This is a genomic window from Gordonia sp. NPDC003950 (genome assembly GCF_053605205.1).
This window is the reverse complement of record NZ_JBSGIT010000025.1, coordinates 1-26114: the sequence shown is the minus strand read 5'-3', so window position 1 is coordinate 26114 and position 26114 is coordinate 1. Positions and strand designations below refer to the sequence as shown.

Annotated in this window: 17 protein-coding genes; 8 read left to right on the top strand and 9 right to left on the bottom strand. The window is 66.5% G+C overall.

What is annotated here, in order from left to right:
* Position 1 precedes the first annotated feature (1 nt).
* On the bottom strand, positions 2–3388 hold the full coding sequence (gene lysX / locus ACWETB_RS19565; protein ID WP_452213035.1) for a bifunctional lysylphosphatidylglycerol synthetase/lysine--tRNA ligase LysX: 3387 nt from the start codon (positions 3386–3388) through the stop codon (positions 2–4).
* Between the two features lie 64 nt (positions 3389–3452).
* On the opposite strand from lysX, the gene ACWETB_RS19560 reads away from it, so the two are divergent.
* A complete protein-coding gene (locus tag ACWETB_RS19560) occupies positions 3453–3665 on the top strand; it encodes an RNA-binding S4 domain-containing protein (RefSeq protein ID WP_452213033.1) in 213 nt (70 codons plus the stop codon).
* Between the two features lie 46 nt (positions 3666–3711).
* On the opposite strand, the gene ACWETB_RS19555 is transcribed toward ACWETB_RS19560, so the two are convergent.
* The 3 genes from ACWETB_RS19555 to ACWETB_RS19545 all read right to left on the bottom strand — a co-directional run bounded on the left by ACWETB_RS19555 (position 3712) and on the right by ACWETB_RS19545 (position 5753).
* Positions 3712–3861 (bottom strand): hypothetical protein, encoded by a 150-nt coding sequence (locus ACWETB_RS19555; RefSeq protein WP_348807187.1) that lies wholly within the window; start codon positions 3859–3861, stop codon positions 3712–3714.
* Positions 3862–4044: 183 nt separating this feature from the next.
* On the bottom strand, positions 4045–4479 hold the full coding sequence (locus ACWETB_RS19550; RefSeq protein WP_452213031.1) for an SRPBCC family protein: 435 nt from the start codon (positions 4477–4479) through the stop codon (positions 4045–4047).
* Between the two features lie 275 nt (positions 4480–4754).
* On the bottom strand, positions 4755–5753 hold the full coding sequence (locus ACWETB_RS19545) for a hypothetical protein (protein WP_452213029.1): 999 nt from the start codon (positions 5751–5753) through the stop codon (positions 4755–4757).
* A gap of 155 nt (positions 5754–5908) precedes the next feature.
* Here ACWETB_RS19545 and ACWETB_RS19540 point away from each other — a divergent pair, with 155 nt between their 5' ends.
* Complete coding sequence (locus ACWETB_RS19540) at positions 5909–6346, top strand: hypothetical protein (protein WP_452213027.1); 438 nt, start codon at positions 5909–5911, stop codon at positions 6344–6346.
* Between the two features lie 61 nt (positions 6347–6407).
* Here the strand turns inward: ACWETB_RS19540 and ACWETB_RS19535 are convergent, their stop codons facing one another.
* Positions 6408–7862, bottom strand: coding sequence for a glutamate synthase subunit beta (locus ACWETB_RS19535; RefSeq protein ID WP_452213025.1), 1455 nt, complete (start codon positions 7860–7862; stop codon positions 6408–6410).
* The gene (gltB, locus tag ACWETB_RS19530; protein WP_452213023.1) at positions 7855–12459 is read right to left on the bottom strand and encodes a glutamate synthase large subunit; all 4605 of its coding nucleotides are present in this window, start codon (positions 12457–12459) and stop codon (positions 7855–7857) included. Before gltB ends, ACWETB_RS19535 begins: the two co-directional genes overlap by 8 nt.
* Before the next feature lie 461 nt (positions 12460–12920).
* Between gltB and ACWETB_RS19525 the strand changes: the two genes are divergently transcribed.
* The 3 genes from ACWETB_RS19525 to ACWETB_RS19515 all read left to right on the top strand — a co-directional run bounded on the left by ACWETB_RS19525 (position 12921) and on the right by ACWETB_RS19515 (position 15152).
* Positions 12921–14015, top strand: a complete 1095-nt coding sequence (locus tag ACWETB_RS19525; RefSeq protein ID WP_452213021.1) for an alpha/beta hydrolase — start codon at positions 12921–12923, stop codon at positions 14013–14015.
* 29 nt (positions 14016–14044) lie between these two features.
* Positions 14045–14644 (top strand): DUF937 domain-containing protein, encoded by a 600-nt coding sequence (locus tag ACWETB_RS19520; RefSeq protein WP_449742528.1) that lies wholly within the window; start codon positions 14045–14047, stop codon positions 14642–14644.
* Between the two features lie 121 nt (positions 14645–14765).
* On the top strand, positions 14766–15152 hold the full coding sequence (locus ACWETB_RS19515) for a DUF4189 domain-containing protein (protein ID WP_449742527.1): 387 nt from the start codon (positions 14766–14768) through the stop codon (positions 15150–15152).
* Positions 15153–15234: 82 nt separating this feature from the next.
* Here the strand turns inward: ACWETB_RS19515 and ACWETB_RS19510 are convergent, their stop codons facing one another.
* Positions 15235–17391 carry a DUF2254 family protein gene (locus tag ACWETB_RS19510; RefSeq protein WP_452213018.1) on the bottom strand — a complete coding sequence of 719 codons (2157 nt, stop codon included), beginning with the start codon at positions 17389–17391 and terminating at the stop codon, positions 15235–15237.
* Between the two features lie 119 nt (positions 17392–17510).
* Positions 17511–19223: a flavin-containing monooxygenase gene (locus ACWETB_RS19505; protein ID WP_452213016.1), complete on the bottom strand. Its 1713-nt coding sequence runs from the start codon at positions 19221–19223 to the stop codon at positions 17511–17513.
* Between the two features lie 274 nt (positions 19224–19497).
* On the opposite strand from ACWETB_RS19505, the gene ACWETB_RS19500 reads away from it, so the two are divergent.
* Genes ACWETB_RS19500 through ACWETB_RS19490 form a run of 3 tightly spaced genes read left to right on the top strand, consistent with a single transcriptional unit; the run spans position 19498 to position 24778 of the window.
* Complete coding sequence (locus ACWETB_RS19500) at positions 19498–20328, top strand: alpha/beta hydrolase (protein ID WP_452213014.1); 831 nt, start codon at positions 19498–19500, stop codon at positions 20326–20328.
* Entirely contained in the window at positions 20325–22904 is a 2580-nt protein-coding gene (locus tag ACWETB_RS19495) for an alpha/beta fold hydrolase (RefSeq protein ID WP_452213012.1), read from the top strand. The genes ACWETB_RS19500 and ACWETB_RS19495 overlap by 4 nt, the downstream gene beginning before the upstream one ends.
* A complete protein-coding gene (locus tag ACWETB_RS19490; RefSeq protein ID WP_452213010.1) occupies positions 22901–24778 on the top strand; it encodes a glycosyltransferase family 2 protein in 1878 nt (625 codons plus the stop codon). The genes ACWETB_RS19495 and ACWETB_RS19490 overlap by 4 nt, the downstream gene beginning before the upstream one ends.
* Positions 24779–24914: 136 nt before the next feature.
* Here the strand turns inward: ACWETB_RS19490 and ACWETB_RS19485 are convergent.
* On the bottom strand, positions 24915–26114 hold a 1200-nt coding region (locus ACWETB_RS19485; RefSeq protein WP_452213008.1), incomplete at its 5' end, for an HNH endonuclease signature motif containing protein.

Genomic DNA, 26114 nt, shown 5'->3' with positions numbered 1-26114 from the left:
GTTATCCCTCGTCCGGTTTGACGAGCGGGAACGGCAGGGATTCGCGGATGGACTGGCCGGTGATGAGCATGACCACGCGGTCCACGCCGATACCGAGGCCACCGGTGGGCGGCATCGCGTACTCCAAGGCCTCGAGGAAGTCCTCGTCGAGTTCCATCGCCTCGGGATCACCGTCGGCGGCCAGGATCGACTGCGCGGTGAGCCGGGCCCGCTGCTCCACGGGGTCGGTCAATTCGGTGTACGCGGTACCCAATTCGACGCCCCACGCCACCAGATCCCAACGTTCGGCGACACCCGGGCGGCTGCGGTGCGCACGCGTCAACGGCGACGTCGACGTCGGGAAGTCGATGTAGAAGGTCGGGAAGGTGGTGCGGTCCTCACCGAGATGTTCGTAGAGTTCGAGTACCAGTGCGCCGGCATCCCAGTCGGGACGGTGCGCGATCTCCAGCCGATCGCAGATACGACGCAGTTCCTCGGCGCTCGTCTCCGGGGTGATCTCCTCGCCGGCACCTTCGGAGACCACCTCGTGCACCGTCTTCACCGGCCACGGTCCGGAGATGTCGATACGCTGCGTCTCGCCGTCGTCGCCGGTCCGGTAGATCACCGGTTCACCGTGCGCGGCGGTCGCGGCGAACTGGATCATCTCCCGCGTCAGATCCAGCATTTTGAGGTAATCACTGTGTGCCTCATAGGCTTCCAGGCTGGTGAACTCCGGGTTGTGGGAGAAGTCGACGCCTTCGTTGCGGAAGTTGCGGCCGATCTCGAAGACCTTCTCCACCCCGCCGACGCACAGCCGCTTGAGGTAGAGTTCCGGCGCGATCCGCAGGTACAGGTCGAGGTTGTAGGCGTTGATGTGGGTCCGGAACGGAGTTGCGTTGGCGCCGCCATGGATTCGTTGCAGAATCGGCGTCTCGACCTCGAGATAGTCACGGGTGGCCAGGAAGTCGCGTAGCGACTTCACCACCACGCTGCGGATACGCAGCAGATCACGGCTTTCGGCATTGGTGGCCAGATCCAGATACCGTTGCCGGACACGGGCTTCCGGGTCGGCCAGGCCGGACCACTTGTCCGGGAGCGGACGCAGGCATTTGCCGTTGATCCGCCACGCGTCGATGAGGATCGACAGTTCGCCCTTACGGCTGGTGCCGACCTCGCCGCGTACCTCGATCAGGTCACCGAGATCCACATCCGAGCCGAAATCCGGTGTGCCCGGAATGATCCGATCGGCCTCGACGAGGAGCTGCACCTGTCCCGACCAGTCGTGGACGTCGGCGAAGATGACCTTGCCGAAGTCGCGGAAGCGGGTCACCCGTCCGGCGATCGTCACCTGCGTACCCATCGGCTCGGCGACGGCCCGCACGATGGTGTGGGTCGGGGCATCGGCGGGTGGATACGGATCGAATCCCTGCTCGACGAGCCGCTCCAGTTTGGCCATCCGGACCCGCACCTGCTCGGGGCGGTGGACCTCCACGGCGCTGCGGTCGGCCTCGGCCTCGAATTGCGCGATCAGCGCGTCGACGTCGACACCGGCCGGGATCGACGGCTGGCCCGCCTCGTACTGTTCCTTGCGGCCGAACCGCGGCAGCCGCACGAATCCCTCTGTGACCACGCTCGCCAGGCCCGCACGCGGCAGCATCCGGGCGTCCTCGAAGCACAGGAACCGCGGTTGCCAATCCGGCAGGTACTTGGCGTTGGACTTGTAGAGCGATTCCATCTGGAAGAACCGGGAACCGAACATCAGCACCGAGTAGGTGGCCCGCATGACCGGGCCGGCACCGATCTGGCCACCCTGCTCGAAGAACGCGCGGAACGTCGCGAAGTTCAGCGAGACGTCGGTGACACCGACCTGCTCGGCCTGTCGGCACAGTTCTGCGACCATCGTCTCGACGACGCCGTTGACGCCGTTGCGGTCGCGGCGCATCAGATCCAGCGACACCCCGCGCCGTCCCCACGGCACGAAGCTCAGCATGCCGATCACCCGTTCCGTGCCATCGTCGCCGGTCTGGATCGCCTCGACGAGCAGACAGTTGTCGTCGGCCGGATCACCGATCCGGGAGAGCGCCATCGCGAATCCGCGCTCCTCGTCGGTGTCGCGCCACGCGTCGGCACGCGCCACGACGTCGACCATCTCGGCGTCGGTCAGCTCTCCGTGCCGACGAATACGCACCATCACCCCGGCCCGACGGTTACGGGTGACGGCCTGACGTACGCTCTTCATCGCCGATCCGGACAGGCTGAACTCGCGGGTGTGGATGATCGCCTCGTCGCCGATGTTGAGGGTGTTGAACCCGGCCGCATCGTAGGCCTCGGCGCCGCGTTCGCCGGCGCCCATCGCCGCCGGATGCCACCCGTACCGTTCACACAGGGTCAGGAACTCCGCGATCGCGCCGGGCCACGATTCCCGGTCACCGATCGGATCACCGCCGGCCAGGCCGACACCCAACTCCACCCGATAAGTGATGGCGGCACGGCCGTCGGGTGAGAACACCACCGCCTTGTCCCGGCGGGTGGAGAAATAGGCCAGCGAGTCGTCGTCGCCGAAGCGGGTGATCAACGCGCGGATGAGCCGTTCGTCCTCCACGGTCATCAACGATTTCAGGCGTTGCGACCGGAACAGCACGATCGCCGCGGCGATGAGTGCCAGTGCGCCGAACAATCCCAGGAGACCGTTGATCGGCGCGTGGGCGTGACCGTCGAAGGTGCGTTGGTCGATGGTCGCGAAGGCCACCACCCGGTTGAAGGCGTACGGCAGGCGCTCACCGGACTGCAACGTTCCGGGGAACAGTGCCACCAGCGCCCACCCGAGGAGGGTGGCGACGAACAGGCCCACGATCAGGACGACGAGCGCGCGCAGCAGCGCCGCGCGCCGGACCCGCGTATAGAACTGTCGATAGGTGAGAAGCAGGAAGATCAGGATCGCGACGTCGATCCCCAAGCCGACGACGAGGTTGACGCGTTCGGTCCGCGATATCTCGAGTTCGTCGGCGACCGCCGGGATGAGCAGCAGGGAGTTGGTGAGCATGAACAGCACCAGGATGATGACGCAGATCCACCAGGCGATGCGTTTGCGGGCGGCCAGCGCGATGGCGACGAGCGCCAGCACGTACGCCCACGCGAAGCTGGTCTCCGGCATCGCGATGATGTAGTTGTCCACGTAGTCGCGGGGTACGTGAATCCAGTGCCGGAAGAACGGCAGAATGCTCGACGCCAATGCGATCGCCGCCATGACGCCGACGACGGTGCCGGCGATCTGCGGTGCCCGATGTCCGAAACCCCGCGGGTGCCGGATCTGCTCGAGCAGATCCGCCGACCGCCGGTCGGCGACCGTCCGGTCGGGCTCATGCGGGACGTCGGTGCCGGTTCGCGAGGGTGGTGTGTCGACCGCCATGGCAGCCAACGTTAGTCGGCGGTTGCGGTCGCCACGAGTGGTTCATTACGGGCACTATGGGCGTGTGTTCGACGTGACGATCAGAGATGACACGATCCGCCTGGGCCAGTTCCTGAAGCTGGCCAACCTCATCGAGTCCGGGGCGGAGGCCAAGGAGGTCATCGCCGACGGCGAGGTCTCGGTCAACGGCGACGTGGAGACCCGGCGCGGTCGACAGTTGGTCGTCGGTGACGTGGTCGAGTTCGCCGGCGAGTCGGCGCGGGTCGTCGCCGAGTAGCGGTACGGCGGCCACCGCAGGCGGCCGCGGCGCGGGCTGACGCGGGTTAGAGCGCCAGGCGCTTGAGTTCGGCGGGGGTCGCCAGTCGTTCGGCCTCGGCCGGGAACATCCGTGCCTGCCGGCGGCCACGCCGGTTGGCCAGCGCGGACAGTTTGGAGGGGCGTCGGTGAGAGTTGATGCTGTCAGTCAATTTCATGACTTGAGGCTTCCCTGATCAGTACAACGGATACGAACTTCAAAATGCTGTAGTTGCCGATTCCCCAATCGCAACTCACCCGTGTACGTCGATGATGACACGCCGAACGTTACCGATCCGGTAGCGACGCGCCAGCGCCTTGACCTGCGGAAAATCTTCCGAGTGGCACACGCCACACAGATTTCAGCGGGATTCGAGCACCTCGGCCATCTGTTTCGGCACCGAATCGGCCAGCCGCCCGAAGATGAATCCGAACAGCGGTTCACCGATGAACGCAAACCGGTGGAAGTCGACCAGCGCGCGATACGTGATCGTCGTCCCGCCGCCATCGGCGTCAGCGAAGGACAGATCGTCGGACGTGGTGGCGGTCTTGTTGCTGCCGGAGAACACGACGTGGTCGGCGTCGTCGCGGACCAACTCGTAGGTCAGTTCGGTGGAGATGCCGTACAGCTTCGACTTGTTGTGCCAGCGGGTACCGAGCCCGATCTCCCCCGGTGTCTCCTGCGTGCACTCGACGGTCCCGGGATCCCAGGCGGTGGCGTTGGCGAAGTCACGCAGATAGGCCACGACCTCTGCGCGCGGACGGCTGACGGTGAAAGTGCGGGATACGTCGACCACGTGGGGAGTCCTTTCGATCGGGTTCCCCAGCGATTCGACGGCGTCGCGGCTTCGGATGGTCGGCGGGGTCGGCGCATCGGACACTCGGCGGGCTCGGGGTCGTCGGAGACGATCAGGACAGCCGGTGCCGCACGCCGGTGGGCGCGCAGGCCCACCGCGCCACTGGCTCGCCCGTGCTCAGTCATTCCACGAGTAGATCGGGCCCAAAACCCCAGGTCACGACGATCTTCTACTCAAGCCGATGACTGAGGACGGGTTGGCAGTTGCCTCCGATGTCAGTGCGGATACGCCGAGAGCCGGGCCTCGACCCCCGGATGGAGCTGTTCGGCGAGTGCGGCCACCGCGTCGTCATCGATGCCGACGCCGTAGATGACCAACGCCCAATCGTGGTCGGCCGTCGACCAACGGACGCCCGGTTCACTCCATCTCAGCTCCCACTCGGTGTCGGCTCGATCCCGCCGCGCGACGGCGCCGAAGGACCCGCCACGGTCCGCCCGCAGGCTCGCCTCCACATGCCCGCCGTCGGTGCCATCGGTGTGGACGACTTCCACGTCGAGAGCGATACGCACCGGCACCGACAGATGTGTCGCACCGACATTCGCGGCGAACCAGGCTCGTTGGTCCCGGGCCGCGACCTCGTGCTCGCGGCGCATCTGCTCCTGGCGATCCTCCATAGAGGCAACCGGGCCCTCGTAGGCGAAGACCGCCGGGTCGATCGACTCGACCACCTCGAACTCCACGTACGACGATGAGAGCCCGAAGTGATCGCTACGCTCCTCGACGACGGCGCCGGTCTCCCGATCCACGACGATGCCGATCGGTGCGGGCTTGTGTCTCGGCGGGGCGAGTTCCACAGCCCACGCGGGCCGCCCCAGGAACTCGACGGTCTCGATCGGGCGTTGTGTCGGCCTGGTGAAGTCGTCCGATCCCGCCCAGTCACCGGCCGGGCGCACCTGCATCAGTTGCCGGCCCGGACCCGAGTAATACAGCCGCCGCGCCGGCCCACTCAACGGCGGCTCGCCCGGCTGCTCCCACCGCCACGCCGTCTCGCCGTCGGTGCGGAACAGCGGTGTGCCGTCGAGGAGTTCGACGGCGAGCTTCGCTCCGTCGCGGTACATCCGCACCCGCTCGCTCAACCACGGCGTCATCATCCGCGGACCCGCCACGGCAAAGGTCTCGGAATACCCCTCCGGAACAACCGATTCCACCACCCCGGTGATGGGCTTCGACGGTCCGTCGACCATGGCCACGAGAACTTCCACCCACGCTGTCATACCGACCAGGCTAGAGCGACGCGCCGAGATCACGTCGCATCGAGTGCTCGCGCAGATATCCGGCTGCTGATTCGGAAAAGCGTCCGATATGGTGTGATCGAACTTCATATTTGATCCACGATGGTGGATCACCACTCTCGAAGGATCGGGGACCGATGAGATACCGAAACCGTGTGGCGATCGCGTGCGGCGCGATGGCGCTGGCCGCGACGTCGATGACCATGACCGCATCGCCGTCACAGGCAGCGTCGCGGTTCCAAGACGGTGAATGTGAGTTGCGTGGTGACGGGCCGCTGCTCCCGTGCGAATACAGCACATCCAGTTCGACGCAGAGTTCCTACCCGGACGACGCAATCGGAACCGTCAAGGTTCACATCGAGGCGAAGACCAACACAGGATCGTCGATCACCTGCACACTGTCTGCGCGCGGAGTTCCCGAACTGGGAACCGACGAGGACTGGGCCGGCAGGACCTGGATGGATCTCGAGTTGCCCCAGAGAGCGGCCGAGACCCGCTACGACATCACCTGCGAGAGCTTCCTGTCCAGCGACGGCGAACTATCCGGCTCATTCGTGATCGACAGCAGTAACTGACGTCTGTCGCCGCCTCGGATTCGAGGCGGCGACAGACGATTGAGGCTCGTGGCGCGTGCGATCAGCGCTGAGCGACCTGCGTCGGGTAGATCGGCGAGGGCAGGTCGGTCTGGCCGGCGAGGAACGCGTCGGCGGCCGCGGCGGCCGAACGGCCCTCGGCGATCGCCCACACGATCAGCGACTGACCACGGCCGGCATCACCGGCCACGAACACACCCTCCTGGCCGATCGCCCGGAATTCGTCGTCGCGCTTGATGTTTCCGCGCTGGTCGTACTCGACGCCGAGCTTGTCGAGCAGATCATTGCGCTCGGGTCCGACGAAGCCCATGGCCAGCAGGACGAGGTCGCATTCGAGCTCGAAGTCGGAGCCCTCGACCTTCTGGAAGCGACCGTCGACCATCTTCACCTCGTGCGCCTGCAGCGCGGTGACCTTGCCGTTCTCGCCGACGAACTGCTCGGTGTTGACCGAGAACACCCGCTCGCCGCCCTCCTCGTGGGCCGAGGAGACGCGGTACATCAGCGGATAGGTCGGCCACGGGGTCGACTCGGCGCGTTCCTGCGGCGGACGCGGCATGATCTCGAACTGATGCACGATCTCGGCACCCTGGCGCAACGAGGTGCCCAGGCAGTCGGCGCCGGTGTCGCCGCCACCGATGATGACGACCTTCTTGCCCTTGGCGGTGATCTGGGAATCGACGGTGTCGCCCAACTGGATTCGGTTGGCCTGCGGCAGGAACTCCATCGCCTGATGGATGCCGTCGAGGTCACGGCCCGGGATGGGCAGGTCACGACCGATGGTCGAACCCATCGCGAGCACCACCGCGTCGTAGTCGGTGCGCAGCTGCTCGATGGTGATGTCGACGCCGACGTTGACGCCGGTCCGGAAGACGGTGCCCTCGGCCTTCATCTGCTCCAGACGACGGTCGATGTGCCGCTTCTCCATCTTGAACTCGGGGATGCCGTAGCGCAGCAGACCACCGATGCGGTCGGCCCGCTCGTAGACGTACACGGTGTGACCGGCGCGGGTGAGCTGCTGCGCGGCAGCCAATCCGGCAGGGCCCGAGCCGACGACGGCCACATTCTTACCGGTCCGCTCGGTCGGCAGCACCGGGGTGACCAGGCCGGAATCCCAGGCGTTGTCGATGAGTTCGACCTCGACCTGCTTGATGGTCACGGCAGGCTGGTTGATGCCGAGCACGCACGACGCCTCGCACGGCGCCGGGCACAACCGACCGGTGAACTCCGGGAAGTTGTTGGTGGCGTGCAGCCGTTCGATGCCGGCATCCCACTGGTTCTTGTAGACCAGATCGTTCCACTCGGGGATCAGGTTCCCCAGCGGGCAACCGTTGTGGCAGAACGGGATACCGCAATCCATGCAGCGACTGGCCTGCGTCTTCAACTCGTCCTTGCCGAAGTCGGTGTAGACCTCTTTCCAGTCGAGCAGTCGCAGGTCGACGGGTCGACGGTCGGGCAGTTCACGCTCGGTGTGCTTGAGGAATCCTCTGGGGTCAGCCACGTGCGGCCTCCATGATCGCTTCGTTCACGTCTCGTCCATCTCGCTCGGCCGCTGCCGCCGCCGCGAGCACCCGCTTGAAGTCGCGGGGCATCACCTTGGCGAACTGGCTCTGCGTGGTCTCCCACTCGGTGAGAACCGCTGCGGCAACCGGAGATCCGGTCTCGTCGCGGTGCTCGGAGATCGTCGCCGACAGGAACGCGATGTCCTCGTCGTCGAGCGGCTCGAACTCCACCAGTTCGGTGTTGAGGTTGTCGGCGAATCGTCCCGCCGGGTCGTATACGTAGGCGATGCCGCCGGACATGCCGGCCGCGAAGTTGCGTCCGGTGTCCCCGAGTACCACCACCCGGCCACCGGTCATGTACTCGCAGCCGTGATCGCCGACGCCCTCGACGACGGCGGTCGCACCCGAGTTACGCACGCAGAACCGCTCACCGACCACACCACGCAGGAAGATCTTGCCCGCTGTCGCACCGAAGCCGATCACGTTGCCGGCGATGATGTTGTCCTCGGCCACAAAGCCTTCCGGCGCATTGGTCGCCGGGCGCACCACGATACGACCACCGGAGAGTCCCTTGCCGACGAAGTCGTTGGCGTCGCCCTCGAGGCGCAGGGTGATGCCCTTGGGCACGAACGCTCCGAAGCTGTTGCCCGCCGACCCGGTGAAGTCGATCATGATGGTGCCGTCCGGAAGCCCTTGCGCACCATAGGTCTTGGTGACCTCGTGGCCGAGCATGGTGCCGACGGTGCGGTTGACGTTGGTGATCTTCGAGGTGAAGCTCACCCGGGTACCACTGTCGATCGCCTCACGGCTCTGCGCGATCAGTTGCTGGTCGAGCGCCTTGTCCAGACCGTGGTCCTGCACGCCGGAGCAGTACAGATCCTGGTTCATGAACGGCGACTCGGTCAGCGCCAGCACCGACGACAGATCCAGCTTGCCGGCCTTGTCCGACGCCCAATGCGCCTGCGCCTTACCGGTATCAAGTGCCTCGACGTGACCGACGGCCTCCTGCAGCGTCCGGAATCCCAGACGCGCCAGCAGTTCCCGGACCTCTTCGGCGATGAACAGGAAGAAGTTCTCGACGAACTCCGGCTTGCCGGTGAAACGCTCACGCAGCAGCGGGTTCTGGGTGGCCACACCCACCGGGCAGGTGTCGAGGTGGCAGACCCGCATCATGATGCAGCCCGACACCACCAGCGGCGCGGTGGCGAAACCGAATTCCTCGGCACCGAGCAGTGCCGCGATCACCACGTCCCGACCGGTCTTGAGCTGGCCGTCGACCTGCACCGAGATGCGGTCGCGAAGTCCGTTGAGCAGCAATGTCTGCTGAGTCTCGGCGAGGCCGATCTCCCACGGCGCACCGGCATGCTTGAGGGAGGTCAGCGGCGACGCGCCGGTACCACCGTCATGCCCGGAGATGAGCACCACGTCGGCGTGCGCCTTGGACACACCCGCGGCGACGGTACCGACACCGATTTCACTGACCAGCTTGACGTGAATCCGCGCCTGCGGGTTCGCGTTCTTCAGGTCGTGGATCAGCTGCGCGAGATCCTCGATCGAGTAGATGTCGTGGTGCGGCGGCGGCGAGATGAGGCCGACGCCCGGCGTCGAACCACGCACCTCGGCGACCCACGGATACACCTTGTGCGGCGGCAGCTGGCCGCCCTCACCGGGCTTGGCGCCCTGCGCCATCTTGATCTGGATGTCGGTGCAGTTGGTCAGGTAGTGCGAGGTGACGCCGAAACGTCCCGACGCGACCTGCTTGATCGCGCTGCGCCGCCAGTCGCCGTTCTCGTCATGGTGGAAGCGACGCGGATCCTCGCCGCCCTCACCGGAATTCGACCGGCCACCGAGGCGGTTCATCGCGATCGCGAGGGTCTCGTGTGCCTCGGCCGAGATCGACCCGAAACTCATGGCGCCGGTGGAGAATCGCTTGACGATCTCGCGGGCGGATTCGACCTTGTCGATCGGGATCGGGTCGCGGTCACCGAAATTGAAGTCGAACAGACCACGCAGGGTGGCCAGCTTGCGCGACTGATCGTCGACGAGCTTGGTGTATTCCTTGAACACCTTGTACTGCCCGGTGCGGGTGGCGTGCTGCAGCTTGAACACCGTGTCCGGGTTGAACAGGTGGTACTCACCCTCACGGCGCCACTGGTATTCACCGCCGACCGGCAGTTCGCGATGCGCCCGCTCCGAGGGACGCTCGCTGAACGCGAGTTGGTGGCGGGCGGCGACGTCGGCGGCAATCTCGTCGAGACCGATACCACCGAGCTGGCTGCGCATGCCGGCGAAGAACTCGTCGACGGTCTCGGTGTTGATGCCGATGACCTGGAAGAGCTGGGCGCCGGTGTAGGAGGCCACCGTCGAGATGCCCATCTTGCTCATCACCTTCAGCACGCCCTTGCCCGCGGCCTTGATGTAGTTGGTGCGGGCGGTCTCGAAGTCGATGTCGCCGAGCACTCCGCGTTCGACCATGTCCTCGATGGATTCGAACGCCATGTACGGATTGACCGCTGCCGCACCGAAACCCACCAGCGTGGCGACGTGATGCACCTCGCGGCAGTCGCCGGATTCGACGATCAGGCCGACCTGGGTGCGCTTGCGCTCACGCACCAGGTGATGATGCACCGCGGCGGTCAGCAGCAGCGACGGGATCGGGGCGAGCGTCTCGTCGGATTCCCGGTCGCTCAGGATGATCAGGTTCACCCCGTCGGCGATCGCGGCGCTGACCTTGGCGCGGACCTCGTCGAGTGCCTTGCGCAGTCCGGCGCCGCCCTCGGCCACCGGATACAGGCCGTGGATGTGGGCGCTGCGGAAGTCGGGCAGGTTCTCGTCGTCGTTGATCCGGACCAGCTTGGCCAGGTGATCGTTGTCGAGAACCGGTGAGGGCAGCGCGATCTGGCGGCACGACTCGGGGCCCGGGTGCAGCAGGTCGGCTTCGGAGCCGATGGTGGCGCCGATGCTGGTGACGATCTCCTCGCGGATCGCGTCCAACGGCGGGTTGGTCACCTGCGCGAAGAGCTGCTGGAAGTAGTCGAACAACATCCGCGGCCGTGCCGAGAGCACCGCGATCGGGGTGTCGGTGCCCATCGAGCCGATGGCCTCCGCGCCGGTCTTCGCCATCGGCGCGACCAGCAGGTTCAGCTCCTCGGTGGTGTATCCGAAGGTCAACTGGCGCAACGTGACCCGGTGATGCGACATGTGCTCATGCGGCAGCGCCTTGACGTGATCGATGTGCACGAGCCCGTTGTCCAGCCACTCCTGGTAAGGGTGCTCGGCGGCGAGTTCGTCCTTGATCTCCTCGTCGTCGACGATGCGGCCGGCCGCGGTGTCGACGAGGAACATCCGGCCCGGCTGTAGGCGCATCTTCTGCACCACGTCGGAATGGTCGATGTCGAGGACGCCGACCTCCGAGGCCATCACGACGAGGCCGTCCTTGGTGACCCAGATGCGGCTGGGGCGCAGGCCGTTTCGGTCGAGAACCGCGCCGACGACGGTGCCGTCGGTGAAACACACCGACGCCGGTCCGTCCCACGGCTCCATCAGCGTCGCGTGATACTCGTAGAACGCGCGGTGCTCCGGCTTCATCGACTCGTGACGTTCCCACGCCTCGGGGATCATCATCAGCACCGCATGCGGGAGGCTGCGGCCACCGAGGTGCAGCATCTCGAGCGCCTCGTCGAAGCGCGCGGTGTCGGACGCACCCGGTGTGCACACCGGGAAGATCTTCTCGGCCGTGCCCTCGCCGCCGAACAGTTCGGTGTCGATGAGCGCCTCACGGGCCCGCATCCAGTTCTCGTTGCCGGTGACGGTGTTGATCTCACCGTTGTGCGCGACGCGGCGGAACGGGTGGGCCAGCGGCCACGACGGGAAGGTGTTGGTGGAGAAGCGCGAGTGCACCAGACCCAGCGCCGACTCGACACGCGAGTCCTGCAGGTCGACGTAGAACTCCCGCAGCTGCGGGGTGGTCAGCATGCCCTTGTAGACGAAGGTCTTGCCGGACAGGCTCGGGAAGTAGACGGTCTCGCGGCCCGGGCCGTCGGCACCGGCACCCTTGTTGCCGAGTTCGTGCTGGACGCGCTTGCGGACGACGAACGCCTTGCGCTCCAGCGCCATGCCGTCGGCATCCTCGACGTCCTCGGGGAGCGAGAGGAAGACCTGACGGAAGGTCGGCATCGCGTCACGCGCGAGCGCCCCGAGACCGTTCTCGTTGGTGGGCACCTCGCGCCAGCCGAGCAGGTTCAGGCCCTCGGACTCGATGATCTTCTCGACGCCCTCGACCGCCTCGGTCACATCCTTGGAGCCCTGCGGCAGGAAGGCGATGCCGGTGGCGTAGGCGCCCTCGGCGGGCAGGTCGAAGTCGACGACCTCGCGCAGGAAGCGATCCGGAACCTGGATCATGATGCCCGCGCCGTCGCCGGTGTTCGGTTCGGCGCCGGCGGCGCCGCGATGCTCCAGGTTGACCAGCGCCATGATCGCCTTGTCGACGATGTTGCGGCTGCGTCGACCGTGCATGTCGACGACGAAGGCGACACCACAGGCATCGTGCTCGTGGACGGGGTCGTACAGACCGGTCGGACCGGGAGCATGCTTCATATTCGCCCTCACTTTGCGCGCCACTCTGCGCACCGATTCATCCGTATACGTCTTGTGCGGACTCGACACCCCCGACCCCGTCTCGACACGCCCCGGTTGGTGGGCTGACCTGGGCATTGTCGAGGGTCAAGCGGTGGCGTCCCGAGGGTCAGCGCCATTGCTGACTGATTCCACCCGACATCAGTTGTCGGGCAGGACTCACCCTGCTCGCTGAGCATTGTCGATTATTTTCTCACGGCGGGTACCCAGTATCGAAATCCGGTTACCACAACGATGCCGTCCACGCAGCGTATGAGGCATTGCGTGTCCTCCCCAAGGTCCTCGCCGACAGCGCTCTCCCCCACTGGCAGCGCCCGCCACCCCACTGACAGCGCTCACCCCCACGTTGACAGCGCTCGGTTTCGCACTGACAGCGCCCGATTTCCCCCACCGAAGGGCTACGCAGGCATAGTGTCGCGTTTGTGAACCCCACGTCAGGTGCCGCGGCGGAGCTGCCCGACACCAACGATCCCGCCACCACGGACACCCACGACGCCCCGATTGACGACCGGCATCCCTCTTCGGCCCTCGCGTCGCGGCGGACGCTGGCACTCAACTCGTATCTGCGACGGGTCACCCGCCCACTGATGGCGGGTGCCCGCTACGGCTCCCCCGCCGTCACCGCGCAGGTCATCCGCACAACCCGACCGGGACTGAACCGGGCACTGGAGGTCATGAGTCCGATCCCGGAACGCGTCGTCACCCGGCCCGTCGCGACGCGATTCGAGGGCGGTCAGGTCCGCGGCGAATGGGTCGGCGACAGCAGCCGGCACGGCGTGCACCTGACCATCGGCCGCGATCGGCCGGTGATCTATTACCTCCACGGCAGCGGATACGTCGTCTGCTCGACGCGCACCCATCGCGGGCTCGTCGCCCGGTTGAGCCGACGGACCGGATGTCTGGCCTTCAGCCTCGCCTACCGACTCGCACCCGAGTACCGGTGGCCGGCCGGCGGCGACGACGCGATCCGCGGATATCACTGGCTACTGTCCCAGGACATCGATGCCGAGCAGATCATTGTGGCCGGCGATTCCGCGGGCGGGCATCTCGCGCTCGACCTCCTCGCCGACAATCAGCGCACCGGTACTCCGCAACCGGCCGCGATGACGCTCTTCTCACCACTGTTCGACCCCACCTTCGACACCGCCGTCGCCCACCAGCGCGCCGGCGCACGCGACCCGATCATCGACGCGATCGGGGCACGCAAGATCCTGCGGCTCTACACCGGCGACGCCGATCCCGACCACCCCCGCATGCGCATCAGTGTGGATGATCGAACACCGTTGCCGCGCACATTGATCCAGTATGGCGGTCTTGAGGTGATGGGCCAGGACGCGCGTAACTATCACCAGATGCTGACCGACGCCGGTGCCGACGCACGGATCGAATCGTGGGCCGGGCAGGGGCACGTCTTCCAGATGTTCCCGCGCCTCTCACCCGAATCCGGCCATGCGCTGCGCAGCGCCGCCTCGTTCATCTCCCAATCCGTGACGACGCCCCGAACCAACACGCCCTGACCCCACACCCCAACCCAAGGAGAATCGACGTGTCCGACATCGACGACCTGATGTCCCGCCTCCCCATCGGCGACATCGCCGGCCAACTCGGCGTCGACGAGACGACCGCGCGTTCCGCTGTCGCGCAAGCCCTTCCGGCCCTTGTGGGCGGTCTGCAACATCAGTCCGCCGACGAGTCCTCGGCACAGGGCATCGCCACCGCGTTGTCTGCCCACGACAACGACCTCGCGCAGGGCACCATCAATCTCGACGATGTCGACACCGCCGACGGCGACAAGATCGTCTCGCACATCTTCGGCGACAAGACCGACTCGGTGGCCACCGCCCTGAGTGATCAGGTCCCGGCCGCCGCGGTGGATCAGGGCCTCGTCAAGAAGCTGCTGCCCATCCTCGCCCCCATCGTCATGAGTTACCTGGCGTCGAAGATCCTCAACAGGGGTGGCGCATCGTCCACCACCGCGTCCGGCGGTGCCGGAGACCTCGGCTCCATCCTCGGCGGCGCCCTCGGTGGCGGCGCGGGCGGCGGGCTCGGATCCATTCTCGGTGGTGTTCTCGGTGGTGGCTCGAAGGGCGGCTCGGGCGGCGGCCTCGGGGATCTGCTCGGCGGAATTCTCGGCGGCCGCAAGTAACGCTGGGCACCAGGACGTCTCGGACGGCAGCACCCGATCGGCTCGACACCCTCGCTCGGCCAAATGACACGCGCCGCGCGCGATGAGAAACACCTGAGGATTCGTTGTTAACGTCCCCGGCATGTTCGCACGACGCATCCTCGCCGCCCTGACGCTGACCGTTTCGCTCACCGGCGTCGGCCTGGCCCTGTCTCCGGCCGCGCCGGCCGCAGCCTACGACTACAACTTCGGCGCCATCGCCTACGACAACTACGGCGGAACCGCCGCGGCCTGGAACTACCCGACGGCGCAGGCGGCGACCGACGTGGTCGAGGCGCAGTGCGGCGAGGACTGCGGCTACTTCACCTTCTACAACTCCTGCGGTGCGGTCGCCTACTCCGACGACGGCGAGTCCGTCGCCTGGGCACGCGGGTACGACACCCACGAAGGGGCGCGTCGTGCAGCGTTGCGCAAGCTCGGCGCCGGCGTCCCCGGCCACATCGCACGGTCGGTGTGCACGGATCGCTGACACACGCGTCGATCCGTCAACCATCAAGCGCCCCAGCCCGTCACGGGTTTGGGGCGCTCGGTGTCTGCTCGCTCGCTGGCGGCTACAGTGCCGCACCCCGTTCGGAGCCGTATCCCTGCCGGTCGGGGTCGGCGGCGAGCCGACGGTCGAGCGGCACCGTCCATTCCTGGGCGAGTTGCATATCGAGGGCCTCGAGTCGTTCGAGAATCGGCGATTGCTGATCGTCGGCGCACTGCGCGGCGAGCGTTTCGTAGAGGGCGCGTAGCCGACGGTGTACCTGCGCCTGGCCATGGCTGTGGCGGCGGATCTCGTCGGTGCCGATGGCCACGTAGTCGGCCCAACTGCGCCGGTAGCCACGCACGAACCTCGACTGGCTTGCCGCGCGCACGCGTGGTGCCAGCATCAGTAACAGATCCTCGATGTGATCGAGGGCCAGAACCGCACTGCTCGGATCATTGCCCGCGGTGGAGATCGCCTTGAGCGCGATGTCGGTGATCGCCTGCAGTGCCGCCGCCGGACTCACCGACGGCTGATGGGTGTCGCCGAAGAACAGGGAGCCCAGCACTTTACGCTGAAAATCCGCATCGCTGCCCTCGTCGCCGCCGTCGGTTCGCCCGATGACGGCGATCACCCCGACGTTGTGGGATACGTTGTCGCCCACCCGGACCAGCAGGTCGAATCGCACCTGCCGCGACGCGGCGTACCGCTCCAGCATCGGCACATTGACGGCCAGGAGGATCCGACCGCGGGCACCGAGTTCCGGAAGCGTGATGACGGTCCGCGGTGCCGCTGCGGCACCGCCCCATTCGTCGACATCGGAGCCGTGGTCCACGGTCTGCCCACCGACGACGGGATACTGCCGCCGGATCGCCGAACGTCCGTCGGCGGCAATCCACCGCAGCAACTGGGCGGAGTTCAGTACCGAGCCGACCTTGGTCACCAAGGCGATGAACAGGATCGCCGACACCACGGTGAGGAAGGCCGCGATGGCGGTCGACACGCCGGGGGTGCCGTCACCGGGCCCCGACAACGCCAGGTCCATCGCGATGATCACGCTGAACACGAAGGTCGCCAGAAAGAAGCCGATGGACCAGCGCATCACCGGTTCGCGCTGCAGCATCGGGATCACCCGCACCGAGATCTGCGACGCCCCGAACTGCATCGCGAGGGTCACCGCGGTGAAGACCAGACCGGTGAGGGTGGCGGTCGCACCGGCGATCACCCCGAGCACGGTTGCCAGGGTGCCGGAATCGACGTCGAGACCCAGGTTTTCGTCGATGGTCACGCACGCGATCGCCGCGATGATGGCCAGCATCACCAGGATCACCGGAAGCCGCCAGGTCGGCACCACTTTCAGTTCCCGTCGGATGCGGCGCCAGCGGATGGCGGTGGCGATCCGGTTGGGCACCTGCACGGACGGGGATTGCGCGATCGGGGCGGGTACCGGCGCGACCGGTTGCGACACCGGCGGGGCGTCGGGCACCCCGAATCTGCCTGCGAGCGCCTCCTGCACGACAATCTTCCACCGGATCATCGGTTCACGCAGTCGTCGCTCACGCCGGATGGCCTTCTGGTGCTTACCGTCTCGACTGCCGTAGAACCAACGCGCCCACGGGGAGGCCGGTCGCGCCACCCTGACGGCGCCGACGACCAGCAGGACCGGGATGAACATCCCGATGAGCCCGGTCCACAACTTGCCCTTCACCAGGGTGATGATCGCCAGCACCACGTTGACCGCGATGCCCACCACGACGATGATCCGACGCACCACATCCGGGTCGTCACGGAATTCGCCCACCGCCGCGGAGAAGTCGAGCGGACGAAACCCCATCAGGAACAGCAGCCCGATCGCGATGGCGACGAACACCGCGTCCACCGACGCGCGTCCTTCCTTCTCCCAGTAGACGTCCCGCAGATGCAGGATCAACGCGAACTCGTCGAGCACCAGCGCACATCCGACGCCGAACAACGACGCGAGCACCGCGTCTGCGATCGGGGTGTCGAACCGTGACACGGAGATCAGCCCGAACCCGGACAGCGTCATCACGATGACGCCGAAGAACTCGTGATGCAGATGCAGACCACCGGGGGTCACGTTGCCCGGCCACCACCGCACCTGCGCCCGAATCATCCGGACGCTGAATCGGATGAACAGGAAGGTGAGGATGAACGCGACCAGGAAGACGAACAGCGGCAGCCGCCCCGGGTCGACGATGGTGCGGGTGAACCACGAGGTCACCGCGCCCGCCTCGGATGCACGATGGGGCGTCGGCAGTTCATGGCGGTGAGTCTAATTCGCCCGCCGACCGGCCACCGACCGTTTGGCACCCCCGGCCCCCGATTCCGGACACAGCCGCCTCACATCATGTGTTTGGGATGCACGTTCTTCGGCATCAGTTGCAGCAGCGACATGTCCCACACCGCGTTCCGGAGTCGGCCGACCGGCTCGGCGTAGAGATCCTCGAGGGCGGCCTTCCCGAGATTGTGGGGGCCGACGATCCGGTAGCACGACTGATTGAAACTGCCGAACCACAACTGCTTGAACAGCTTCGGGCTGATCAGCATCCGCCACATCGGGACCAGGACACCCATCTCCTTCGCGATCGAATCCAGGTAGACCACCTGCGAGGGAATCGATTCGGTGTGCCGGGGACTCAGCGCGGTCCAGTACTCCTCCCACTGCTTCTCGCGCAGGATGCGATCGGCGACGTCCGCCGGCAGCTTCTGCTTTCCGCTGCACAGTCGCGCGAAGTAGCGGGCCTGCATCTCCGCGCAGATCGGGATACCACCGGAGAAGGGCCGCACGAACCCGATGAACGCGGCGGTCCCGTCGTGCTCCGGCGGAATGGAATGCTTGTAGAGGTTGCGGACATTGCTGTCACGGACCGTCAGGTCGCCGATCGCGAGTCGTTCGGTGGTGAACCCGGTGCACAGCACGACGGTGTCGAAGTCGGCGGCCGTCGCATCCTTGAAGAAGACCTTCTTGCCGTCGGACCGATCGATCCCGGCGTCGTTGAGCGTGACTTTCCCGGACACGAGGCTCGGGATGAAGGTGACGTTCTTGCAGAAGATACCCCGCTGGGTCCAACTCCCGTCGGGATGCGAACGCCGGTTCCAGGTCCGCAGCATCTCCCAATTCGCTTCGTCCTCAACCGTTCCCAGATCCATCTTGAACGGGTGGATCGGCTCACCCATGGGATTGAGGGCGGGTTCGTCCGGTGTCCGTCCGGCCCGGCGGGCGAGTTCACCGCGCAGCCCGCCGACGCCGGCCGTGATGAACCCGAGGATCACCGAGGCCACCAGGAACACCGCTTTGGCGAACCGGTTGCGTCCCCAGAACGTCTCCAGCGGGAACGGGTAATCCGTTGAGCGACGCAGCATCTCGTGATGGTGGGAGCGGACCGTGCCGTAGTCGGTGGTCTTGTCCCCCTCGAACACCCGGGGCAGCAGCCACGTGTAGGAACGGATCGACAGCGTGGCGGACTCGGCGACGTCGCCGATCTCGCGGACGATGTCGGCGCCGGATTCGGCGAGGCCGACGATCAGGACGCGCTTGCCCCGGAAGCGTTCGTTGTTGCGGTACTGCGCGGAGTGCACGATCTCACCGTCGAAACCCTCGAGACCGGCGATGGCACGGTTGGGGGTCTTGAACGGGCCGGAGCAGATCGCGACGGCGCCGAACTCTTCGCTCGACTCGACACCGCCACGGCGCACCGACACCGTCCACGACCTGCCGGTCTTGCGGACGTCGGTGACCTCGCTGCCGAACCGGATGTGATCGCGCAGCCGGAAGCGGTCGGCGTAGTCGCGCAGGTAGCCGTGATACTGCTTGCGTGAGTAGAAGACCCGGCCACCCTTGAACGGATGGTCGGAGTAGGCCATCAGTTTCATCGAGATGGTGAGCATCAGGTTGTCGAAGGCCTTCATCTCGTCATCGTCGCCGGCGTGCCGGAGCCAGATGCCGCCGATGTCGGCGTTCTTGTCGAAGCAGACGACCTCATGTCCTTCGTCGCGGAGTTGTTTGATGGTCGTCAGGCCGCAGGGGCCCGCTCCGACGACACAAACCTTCATGGACTACCTCCGCCTAACTCACGCGCAATGCTGTACCGGCGACCACGGACAGTTTCCGCAGTGTAGGCTTACCTTACTATGCGTTCTTCCGTGTCGACCCGACCAGGCGGCTTCCGCACCATGATCGGGACCTTGGTCCTCGCCGTGGTGACCGCCTTCGCGATGGCGCCATCGGCCACCGCGGACCGCAGCCGAGCAGCGGGTCGACCGGTGGGTTGACATTCGTGAAGCAACTCGACGACACCTGTGGCTGGCCACCGCCCATTCGGCGGCGATGAACGCCGACATCCCGCTCCAGGTGATCCGACCGGCGGGCAATCCGGCCGACGCACCGACGCTGTATCTGCTCAACGGCGCAGGCGGCGGGGAGGACGGCGCCAACTGGCTCGCCCAGACCGATGCCCGGTCGTTCTTCGCCGACAAGCTCGTCAACGTCGTCATCCCGATGAAGGGCATCGGTAGCTACTACACCGACTGGGTGGCCACCGACCCGAAGATCGGCCGCCCGCTGTGGGAGACCTTCCTGACGCGGGAACTCCCACCCGCCGTCGACTCGACGTTGAAGACCAACGGACGCAACGCGATCGCGGGCCTGTCCATGTCGGCGACCTCGGTCCTCACCCTCGCCGGCGAGACCGGTGACCTCTACCGGTCGGTCGCGTCCTACAGCGGTTGCGCACGGACGAGCACTCCCGAGGGCGCGGCCGCGGTTCGGGGCATCGTCTACACCGCCGCCGGCGCCAATGTCGACAACATGTGGGGACCCACCGGCTCCGCCGATTGGATTCGTCACGATCCGTACATCAATGCGGCCAAACTCCGCGGCCGGACCCTCTACCTCTCCGCCGGCAGCGGCCTCGCCGGACGCTACGACACACCCGAACACCAGGCCCCGGGCGCTCCGCCGGTGGCCAATCAGATCGTCGTCGGCGGCGCACTGGAGGCCGCGGCCCGTCAGTGCACCGAGCAGATGGCGCAACGACTCCGTGAGCTGAACATCCCTGCGACGGTGAATCTTCCTGCCACCGGCACACATTCGTGGATGTACTGGCAGGATCAACTGCATCGATCCTGGCCGACGATCGCCGCCGGCCTGAACTCATGACCCGCTGCGCCGACGGCGACTCGCCGCCGGTCGACCTCGACACCGTCCGCCGCGGACTACCGGAAACGGCCGTGGCGCACTGGCGGGCCGTCGCCGCGGCCCGCGGCGACGGAATCGCGATCCTCACCCCCGAGGCCTCCATCGGCTTCGCGGAGGCGTTGGCGCACACCGAGGACCGCGCACGGGCGATCGCCGCGATCACCGACGTGGACCGCCCGGTGGCCGTCGACACCGAATCCGATGTCGACTCGGTTCTCGCCCTGCTGTCGGTGCTGATGTCGGGACGTCCGGTCATCATGCTCGACCCGCTGCTGCCCGACGACCGCCGCGAGCACATCCTGCACCTGTCCGGCGCGGTGCGGATGAGCCCCGCGCTAATCAACGAATTGCCTTCGAGTGCACACCCATTGGCAGACCCGTCGCCCGACGACCCGGCCATCGTCATCTTCACCTCCGGTTCCACCGGAAAACCGAAGGGCGTCATCCATTCTCAGCGCGGCTGGGTCAACCAGGCGGTCGATGGACGCGAGTTCATGGGACTCGGGCAGGCCGACCGCGCCGCAGTCCTGCTGCCCCTGAGTTTCGGGGCCGGATTCGACTGCCTGATCATGACGCTGCTCAACGGAGCCACCATGATGCTGTGGGATGCCCGGCGCCGCACCACCACCGGATTGCGCGACTGGCTGGGCGCCACCGGCGCCACCACCCTGCACTGCACCCCGTCGCTACTGCGTTCCTGGCTGCCCGAACTCGACGACACCTCGCCGAACTCGGTACGACTGGCCTCCACGTGCGGCGAGCCGGTCACCGCCGCCGACGTGGCACTGCTGCGGCGAACGGTTTTGCGCCACGGCGTCTTCTGCAGCTGGTCGGGTTCGTCGGAGATGGGCGATCTCGCCTTCAATCGGTTTCCGCCGGAACGGGATCTGCCCAGCGGTCCCATCCCCGTCGGTACGCCCGCATCGAATAAGCGGGTTCGGATCGTCGGTGAGGACGGAGATGACCTCCCCGCCGGGACCGCGGGTGAAATCGTCGTCGAATCCGCTTATCTCGCGCTCGGTTACCTCAACGATCCCGACTTGACCGCCCGCCGGTTCGTCGCACTCGACGACGGCCGGACACGGCTGCACACCGGCGATCTCGGCCGTTTCGACGACGCCGGTCACCTCCATCTGCTCGGTCGCCGTGACGATGCGGTCAAGATTCGCGGATACCTCGTCGAGCCGATCGAGGTGGAGGCGGCGCTGCGGGCGTTGCCCTGGACCGTCGAGGCCGTGGTCACCGGCGACCGTGACGCCGGCCGGCTCATCGCCCACGTGGCGGTGGACCGCGAGAAGTGGTCGCCGTCTCCGGCCGAGATCCGCATCGCGTTGGCAAAGACGCTGGCCCCCTGGATGATTCGACGTGACGTCGTGGTGATGACCGAGTTGCCGCGCACCGAACGGGGCAAGGTGGATCGTGCGGCGCTGCCGCCGGTTCCCGAGCGCGGCGATCTCGTCGGACCACAGGGCCCGACGGAGGCGATGCTCACGCTGCTGTGGCAGGACACACTCGGTGTCGAGCGCGTCGGACGGGACGAGGACTTCATCTCGCTCGGCGGCGATTCCCTCGCCGCACGCACCATGCTGGCCGACCTCGAGCACCGCTTCGGGGTGCGGCTGGACACCGCGATGCTCTCGGCCGCCCCCACCATCGCCGAGTTCGCCCGCGTCCTCGACGCCGCCAACGACGAACGGGCGCGCACGGCGACCGGAAACACCCTGGTGCAGTTGCGGACCGGTGCCGGTGACCCGATCTTCGTCATCGCCGGAGCAGGTTCACTCGCGACGTCGCTGACCCCGCTCGCCCGCGCCCTCGACACCGAACGTCCGGTCTACGGAATCCAGGCCCGTGGCATCGAGGGCCGTTGCCGCACCGACCATTCGATTGCGGCCGCCGCACGCCGCGCCATCGCCGACATCCGTTCGGTCCAGCCCGGCGGCCCATACCGTCTCTGCGGATACTCGATGGGCGGCTTCATCGCCATCGAGGCGGCTGCCGCCCTGACCCGGGCCGGGCACGCGTGCAAGCAGGTGATCGTCCTCGATCCGCTGATCGACCCGATCCTGGCCGATCGGCTGGTCGGCCGCGAGATCGGTGGGCTGCGCCGGCTCCGAGCCGAACTCGCCACGTTGACAGCCGATCACGCCGTCCTTCCAGACCGTTCCGCGACGGCAGCGGCCTCCACCCGGACCAGGTTCCTGCAGGCCTGGAATCTGCTCGCGATGAACGTCCTGATGATCACCGCAGGGCTGGTCCGGCTGCCGACCACCCTGCAGTGGACGGTCTTCTTCGACCTCGGCACCCGGATGATCCGGCGCTACCGCCCCAGCGGTTACGGCGGTCCGATCCACATCATCCGGGCCCGCACGAACTCCGACGACCCGGCCCTGTGGGCGCATGTGACCTCCGGCGAGGTGACATTCACCGATGTCGCCGGTGACCATCACTCGATGGTGCGCGCGCCGTACGTCACCGAGACCGCGACGGCCTTCGACAAGGCGTTGTCCGACGTGGCGGCGGGTTCGCCGTCATGACCATCGCCCCCACCGGCGTTGCCGTCGTGATCAGTGCATTCGAACCCGACGACGGCCTGGTGGCCACCGTCGACTCGGTGCGCGATCAGACCGGTCAGGTGATCATCGTCGACGACGGATCACCCTCTCTGTCCACCGATTCCGATGGTGTGGTCGCACAGATCCTGGAGAAGTGCGCCGTTGCCGGCGCGACCGTCCTGCGCTCCGGCGCGAACCGCGGCATCGCCCACGCACTCAACCGCGGCATCGAACTCGCCTTGCAGGAAGGCGCCGAGGCGGTCCTCACCCTCGATCAGGACACCGGCCTGCCCACCGACTACGTCTCCCGGATGCTCGATCACCTCGCGTTGACCCGGTCACTCGACATCGACCTGGTGATGCTGTCGCCGAGCCTGATCAACGATGACGTCGCACCATTCTGGTTCGCCCACAAGGGTTTGACATTGGCATTCGAACCGATCCAATCCGGCATGATGTTTCCGCGGGCGCTGCTCGAGCGGGTCGGTCTCTTCGACGAGGGACTCTTCATCGACTGCGTGGAGACGGAGTTCTATCTCCGGGCCCGCGCGCTCGGAGCCCACGCGGTCATCGTGCCGGGTACGCGCATCACCCACCGGCTGGGCCGGGCGGCGCAATGGACACCGCCGCGCCCGCTCCGCTGGATCTTGCGGGGCCGGGCCGCGGGCGCCATCGAGTTCACCGAGGACGCACCGTTCCGGCATTACTACATTGCGCGCAACCGCGTGCGGCTCTACCGGGAGTACGGTGGCCGCGAGCCACTGTGGCTGATGGTCTCGATCGCGAAGGATCTCCTGAGCCGAGGCCGTGCAATGGTGATCGGGACGCACCGTGTGTCCCGAATCCGGCTGACGCTGGCCGGGTTACGGGCCGGTCTCCGTGGGGACACCGGCCCGATCCCGTCGCGAACCCTCGCGCCGCGATCCGACCGCGGACCCACCCCACCGACCGAACGGATTCTGCGCTCCACACCTCGCGTCCCGCGCCTTGTCTCGGTGATCATCCCGGCCCGCAATGCGGCGGCCACCATCGACACACAACTCGAGGCCCTCGCCGCCCAAGACTACCTCGGCGAGTTCGAGGTGATGGTGTGCGACAACGGTTCCGACGACGGCCTCGCCGATCATGTGCGGGATTATCCCCTGGCTGACCGTTTGAGTCTTCGGTGGGTCGATGCCTCGGGTCGGGTCGGATCGTCGTACACCCGAAATGTGGGGATCAGTTCCGCGGCTGGAGATCTTATCGCTTTCTGCGATGCGGATGACGCGGTACATCCGGGGTGGCTGCGTCATCTGGTGGCCGTCGCCGGTCACCACAGTCTGGTCAGTGGTGCGGTCGAGACCGAATCGCTCAACACCTCCGAGGTGCGACGCTGGCGACCCATGCCCGAACCGGATGAAGGATTCGACATACCAGGATTCCTGCCCGTAACGACCGCGGCCAACATGGCGTGTTGGAAGGACGATCTCGTCCGGCTCGGTGGTTTCGACGGGGCTTACCGGAACGGCTACGAAGATGCCGAGTTCGCCTTGCGTCTGCAATTGGCCGGCGGGACGGTCGGACACAGCCCGGACGCGTTGGTGGCCTACCGGTTTCGCGACACCCTCCGAGGAATCTTCACGCAATCACGAATCTACGGCTTCGGCAACGTCCAACTGTACGCAGACTTCCGCGAGTACGGCATGCCCCGTCGGCCCGGTTACGCCCTCGTCGATGTGTTGGCATACCTCGTGATTCGCAATCCGCTGCTGCCCGAGGTTCTCACCAGGGTTCCGACCGGACGCTGGCTCTTCCCAGCCGGGCACCTTGTGGGCCGCATCGAAGGCAGCTTCCGACACCGGTGCTTCTACATTTGACCGATTCCGTAGGTCGGTCCGCTTCGGGCGACTTCGAGCCCGTGGCGTATCCGTCGGACCGACCTTGTCGAGGTCGAGCCCACACAACCCGGAGCTGGGAACTGGTTGCAGCCCAGCATCACCCGACGGTAGTGGCCTACCGCGGATAGGTGGTGATGGTTTCCCCGGTGACGGGGTCGCGCCAGATGACCGCCCGATCGGCGAGCATGGTGGGGATCAGCAAGCCCATGTGTTTTCGTTGGTGGTCCGGCGTGCACAGCGGCATCAGGTTGAATTCCACCGTCCAGCCACCGGTGATCGGATCGCGGTGCACGAATTTCACCAGGTGATCGATCTGGCAGTCACTGGCCGGCCGCCCGCACTGCGGATACCGGCAGGTGCCATCCAATTCGATGATCTTCTCCCGCAACCAGGCCGGTATCCGATATGTCAACGCACCCGGTGGTGGGAGGAGATATCCGCCGTGCCCGGTCGGGTCGATCGGCGTTGCGGGGAACGGGTCGTCGAGACGACGCCACGCCGCCGGTATCCGATCCAGTGAGGTGGCGGTGCTGATGCCGGGTATGTCCAGGGTGGGAAACTCGCTGACGGTGACCAACTGTCCCGAACTGATCAGCGTTCGGGCGTGAGCTTCGTCAATCACGCCGAAGTATTCCAGCCGGGCTTCCCGCTGCCCGGACGGATCGGTGATCAACGACAGCGACAACTGCAAATCGCTTTCGGGTTCGGTGTCGGTGTCGGATTCGGCGTCGGGGTGCGCCTCGACGGTCTCCGCTACCGCACAATCAGCGTCGTCACAATCAGCGTCGCCGTCGGTGATCGTCTCGGGATCATCGGTCACGTCGGCTGCGACGTCAACGCCCGACTGGGTATCGTCGGTCACGTCGGCATCCGCATCGACATCGCCAGACAGATCAGCCGCGTCGCCGTCAACATCGATGTCGAGGTCGGTCAGACCACAGGGCTCCTCCGGCAACGGGACCGCCCGCGAGCAGTCACCCCGACCGCATTCACACGACAGGTACGCACCGGGTAGGCCTTGGATTTCGGCGAATGCCGCGACCTGCACCTGACCCCGACGACGCCGATCACGCGGGCAGATCCGCTGACTGATCATCTGTGCGATCCGCGCCGCGAGGTGCGCACCCATCTCCCCGGGTGCGTAGACGGAGATGCTGCAATGCCCGTTGGTGTCCCGACGGACCCGCACATTCTGGACACGCGCGGCGGCCTCCTCGCGACGGTCGGCGGCACCGTCGGGATCCAGGGCGATCACCATTTCGGCGACCTGATCCCGCAGGGTCGTATCCGCCTGATTACGTCCGGCGAGTTGCAG

Coding starts and splice junctions, on each gene's coding strand:
- lysX (WP_452213035.1), bottom strand. CDS start 3,388: ATGGCGGTCGACACACCACCCTCGCGAACCGGCACCGACGTCCCGCAT.
- ACWETB_RS19555 (WP_348807187.1), bottom strand. CDS start 3,861: ATGAAATTGACTGACAGCATCAACTCTCACCGACGCCCCTCCAAACTG.
- ACWETB_RS19545 (WP_452213029.1), bottom strand. CDS start 5,753: ATGACAGCGTGGGTGGAAGTTCTCGTGGCCATGGTCGACGGACCGTCG.
- ACWETB_RS19540 (WP_452213027.1), top strand. CDS start 5,909: ATGAGATACCGAAACCGTGTGGCGATCGCGTGCGGCGCGATGGCGCTG.
- gltB (WP_452213023.1), bottom strand. CDS start 12,459: ATGAAGCATGCTCCCGGTCCGACCGGTCTGTACGACCCCGTCCACGAG.
- ACWETB_RS19515 (WP_449742527.1), top strand. CDS start 14,766: ATGTTCGCACGACGCATCCTCGCCGCCCTGACGCTGACCGTTTCGCTC.
- ACWETB_RS19505 (WP_452213016.1), bottom strand. CDS start 19,223: ATGAAGGTTTGTGTCGTCGGAGCGGGCCCCTGCGGCCTGACGACCATC.
- ACWETB_RS19500 (WP_452213014.1), top strand. CDS start 19,498: ATGAACGCCGACATCCCGCTCCAGGTGATCCGACCGGCGGGCAATCCG.
- ACWETB_RS19495 (WP_452213012.1), top strand. CDS start 20,325: ATGACCCGCTGCGCCGACGGCGACTCGCCGCCGGTCGACCTCGACACC.
- ACWETB_RS19490 (WP_452213010.1), top strand. CDS start 22,901: ATGACCATCGCCCCCACCGGCGTTGCCGTCGTGATCAGTGCATTCGAA.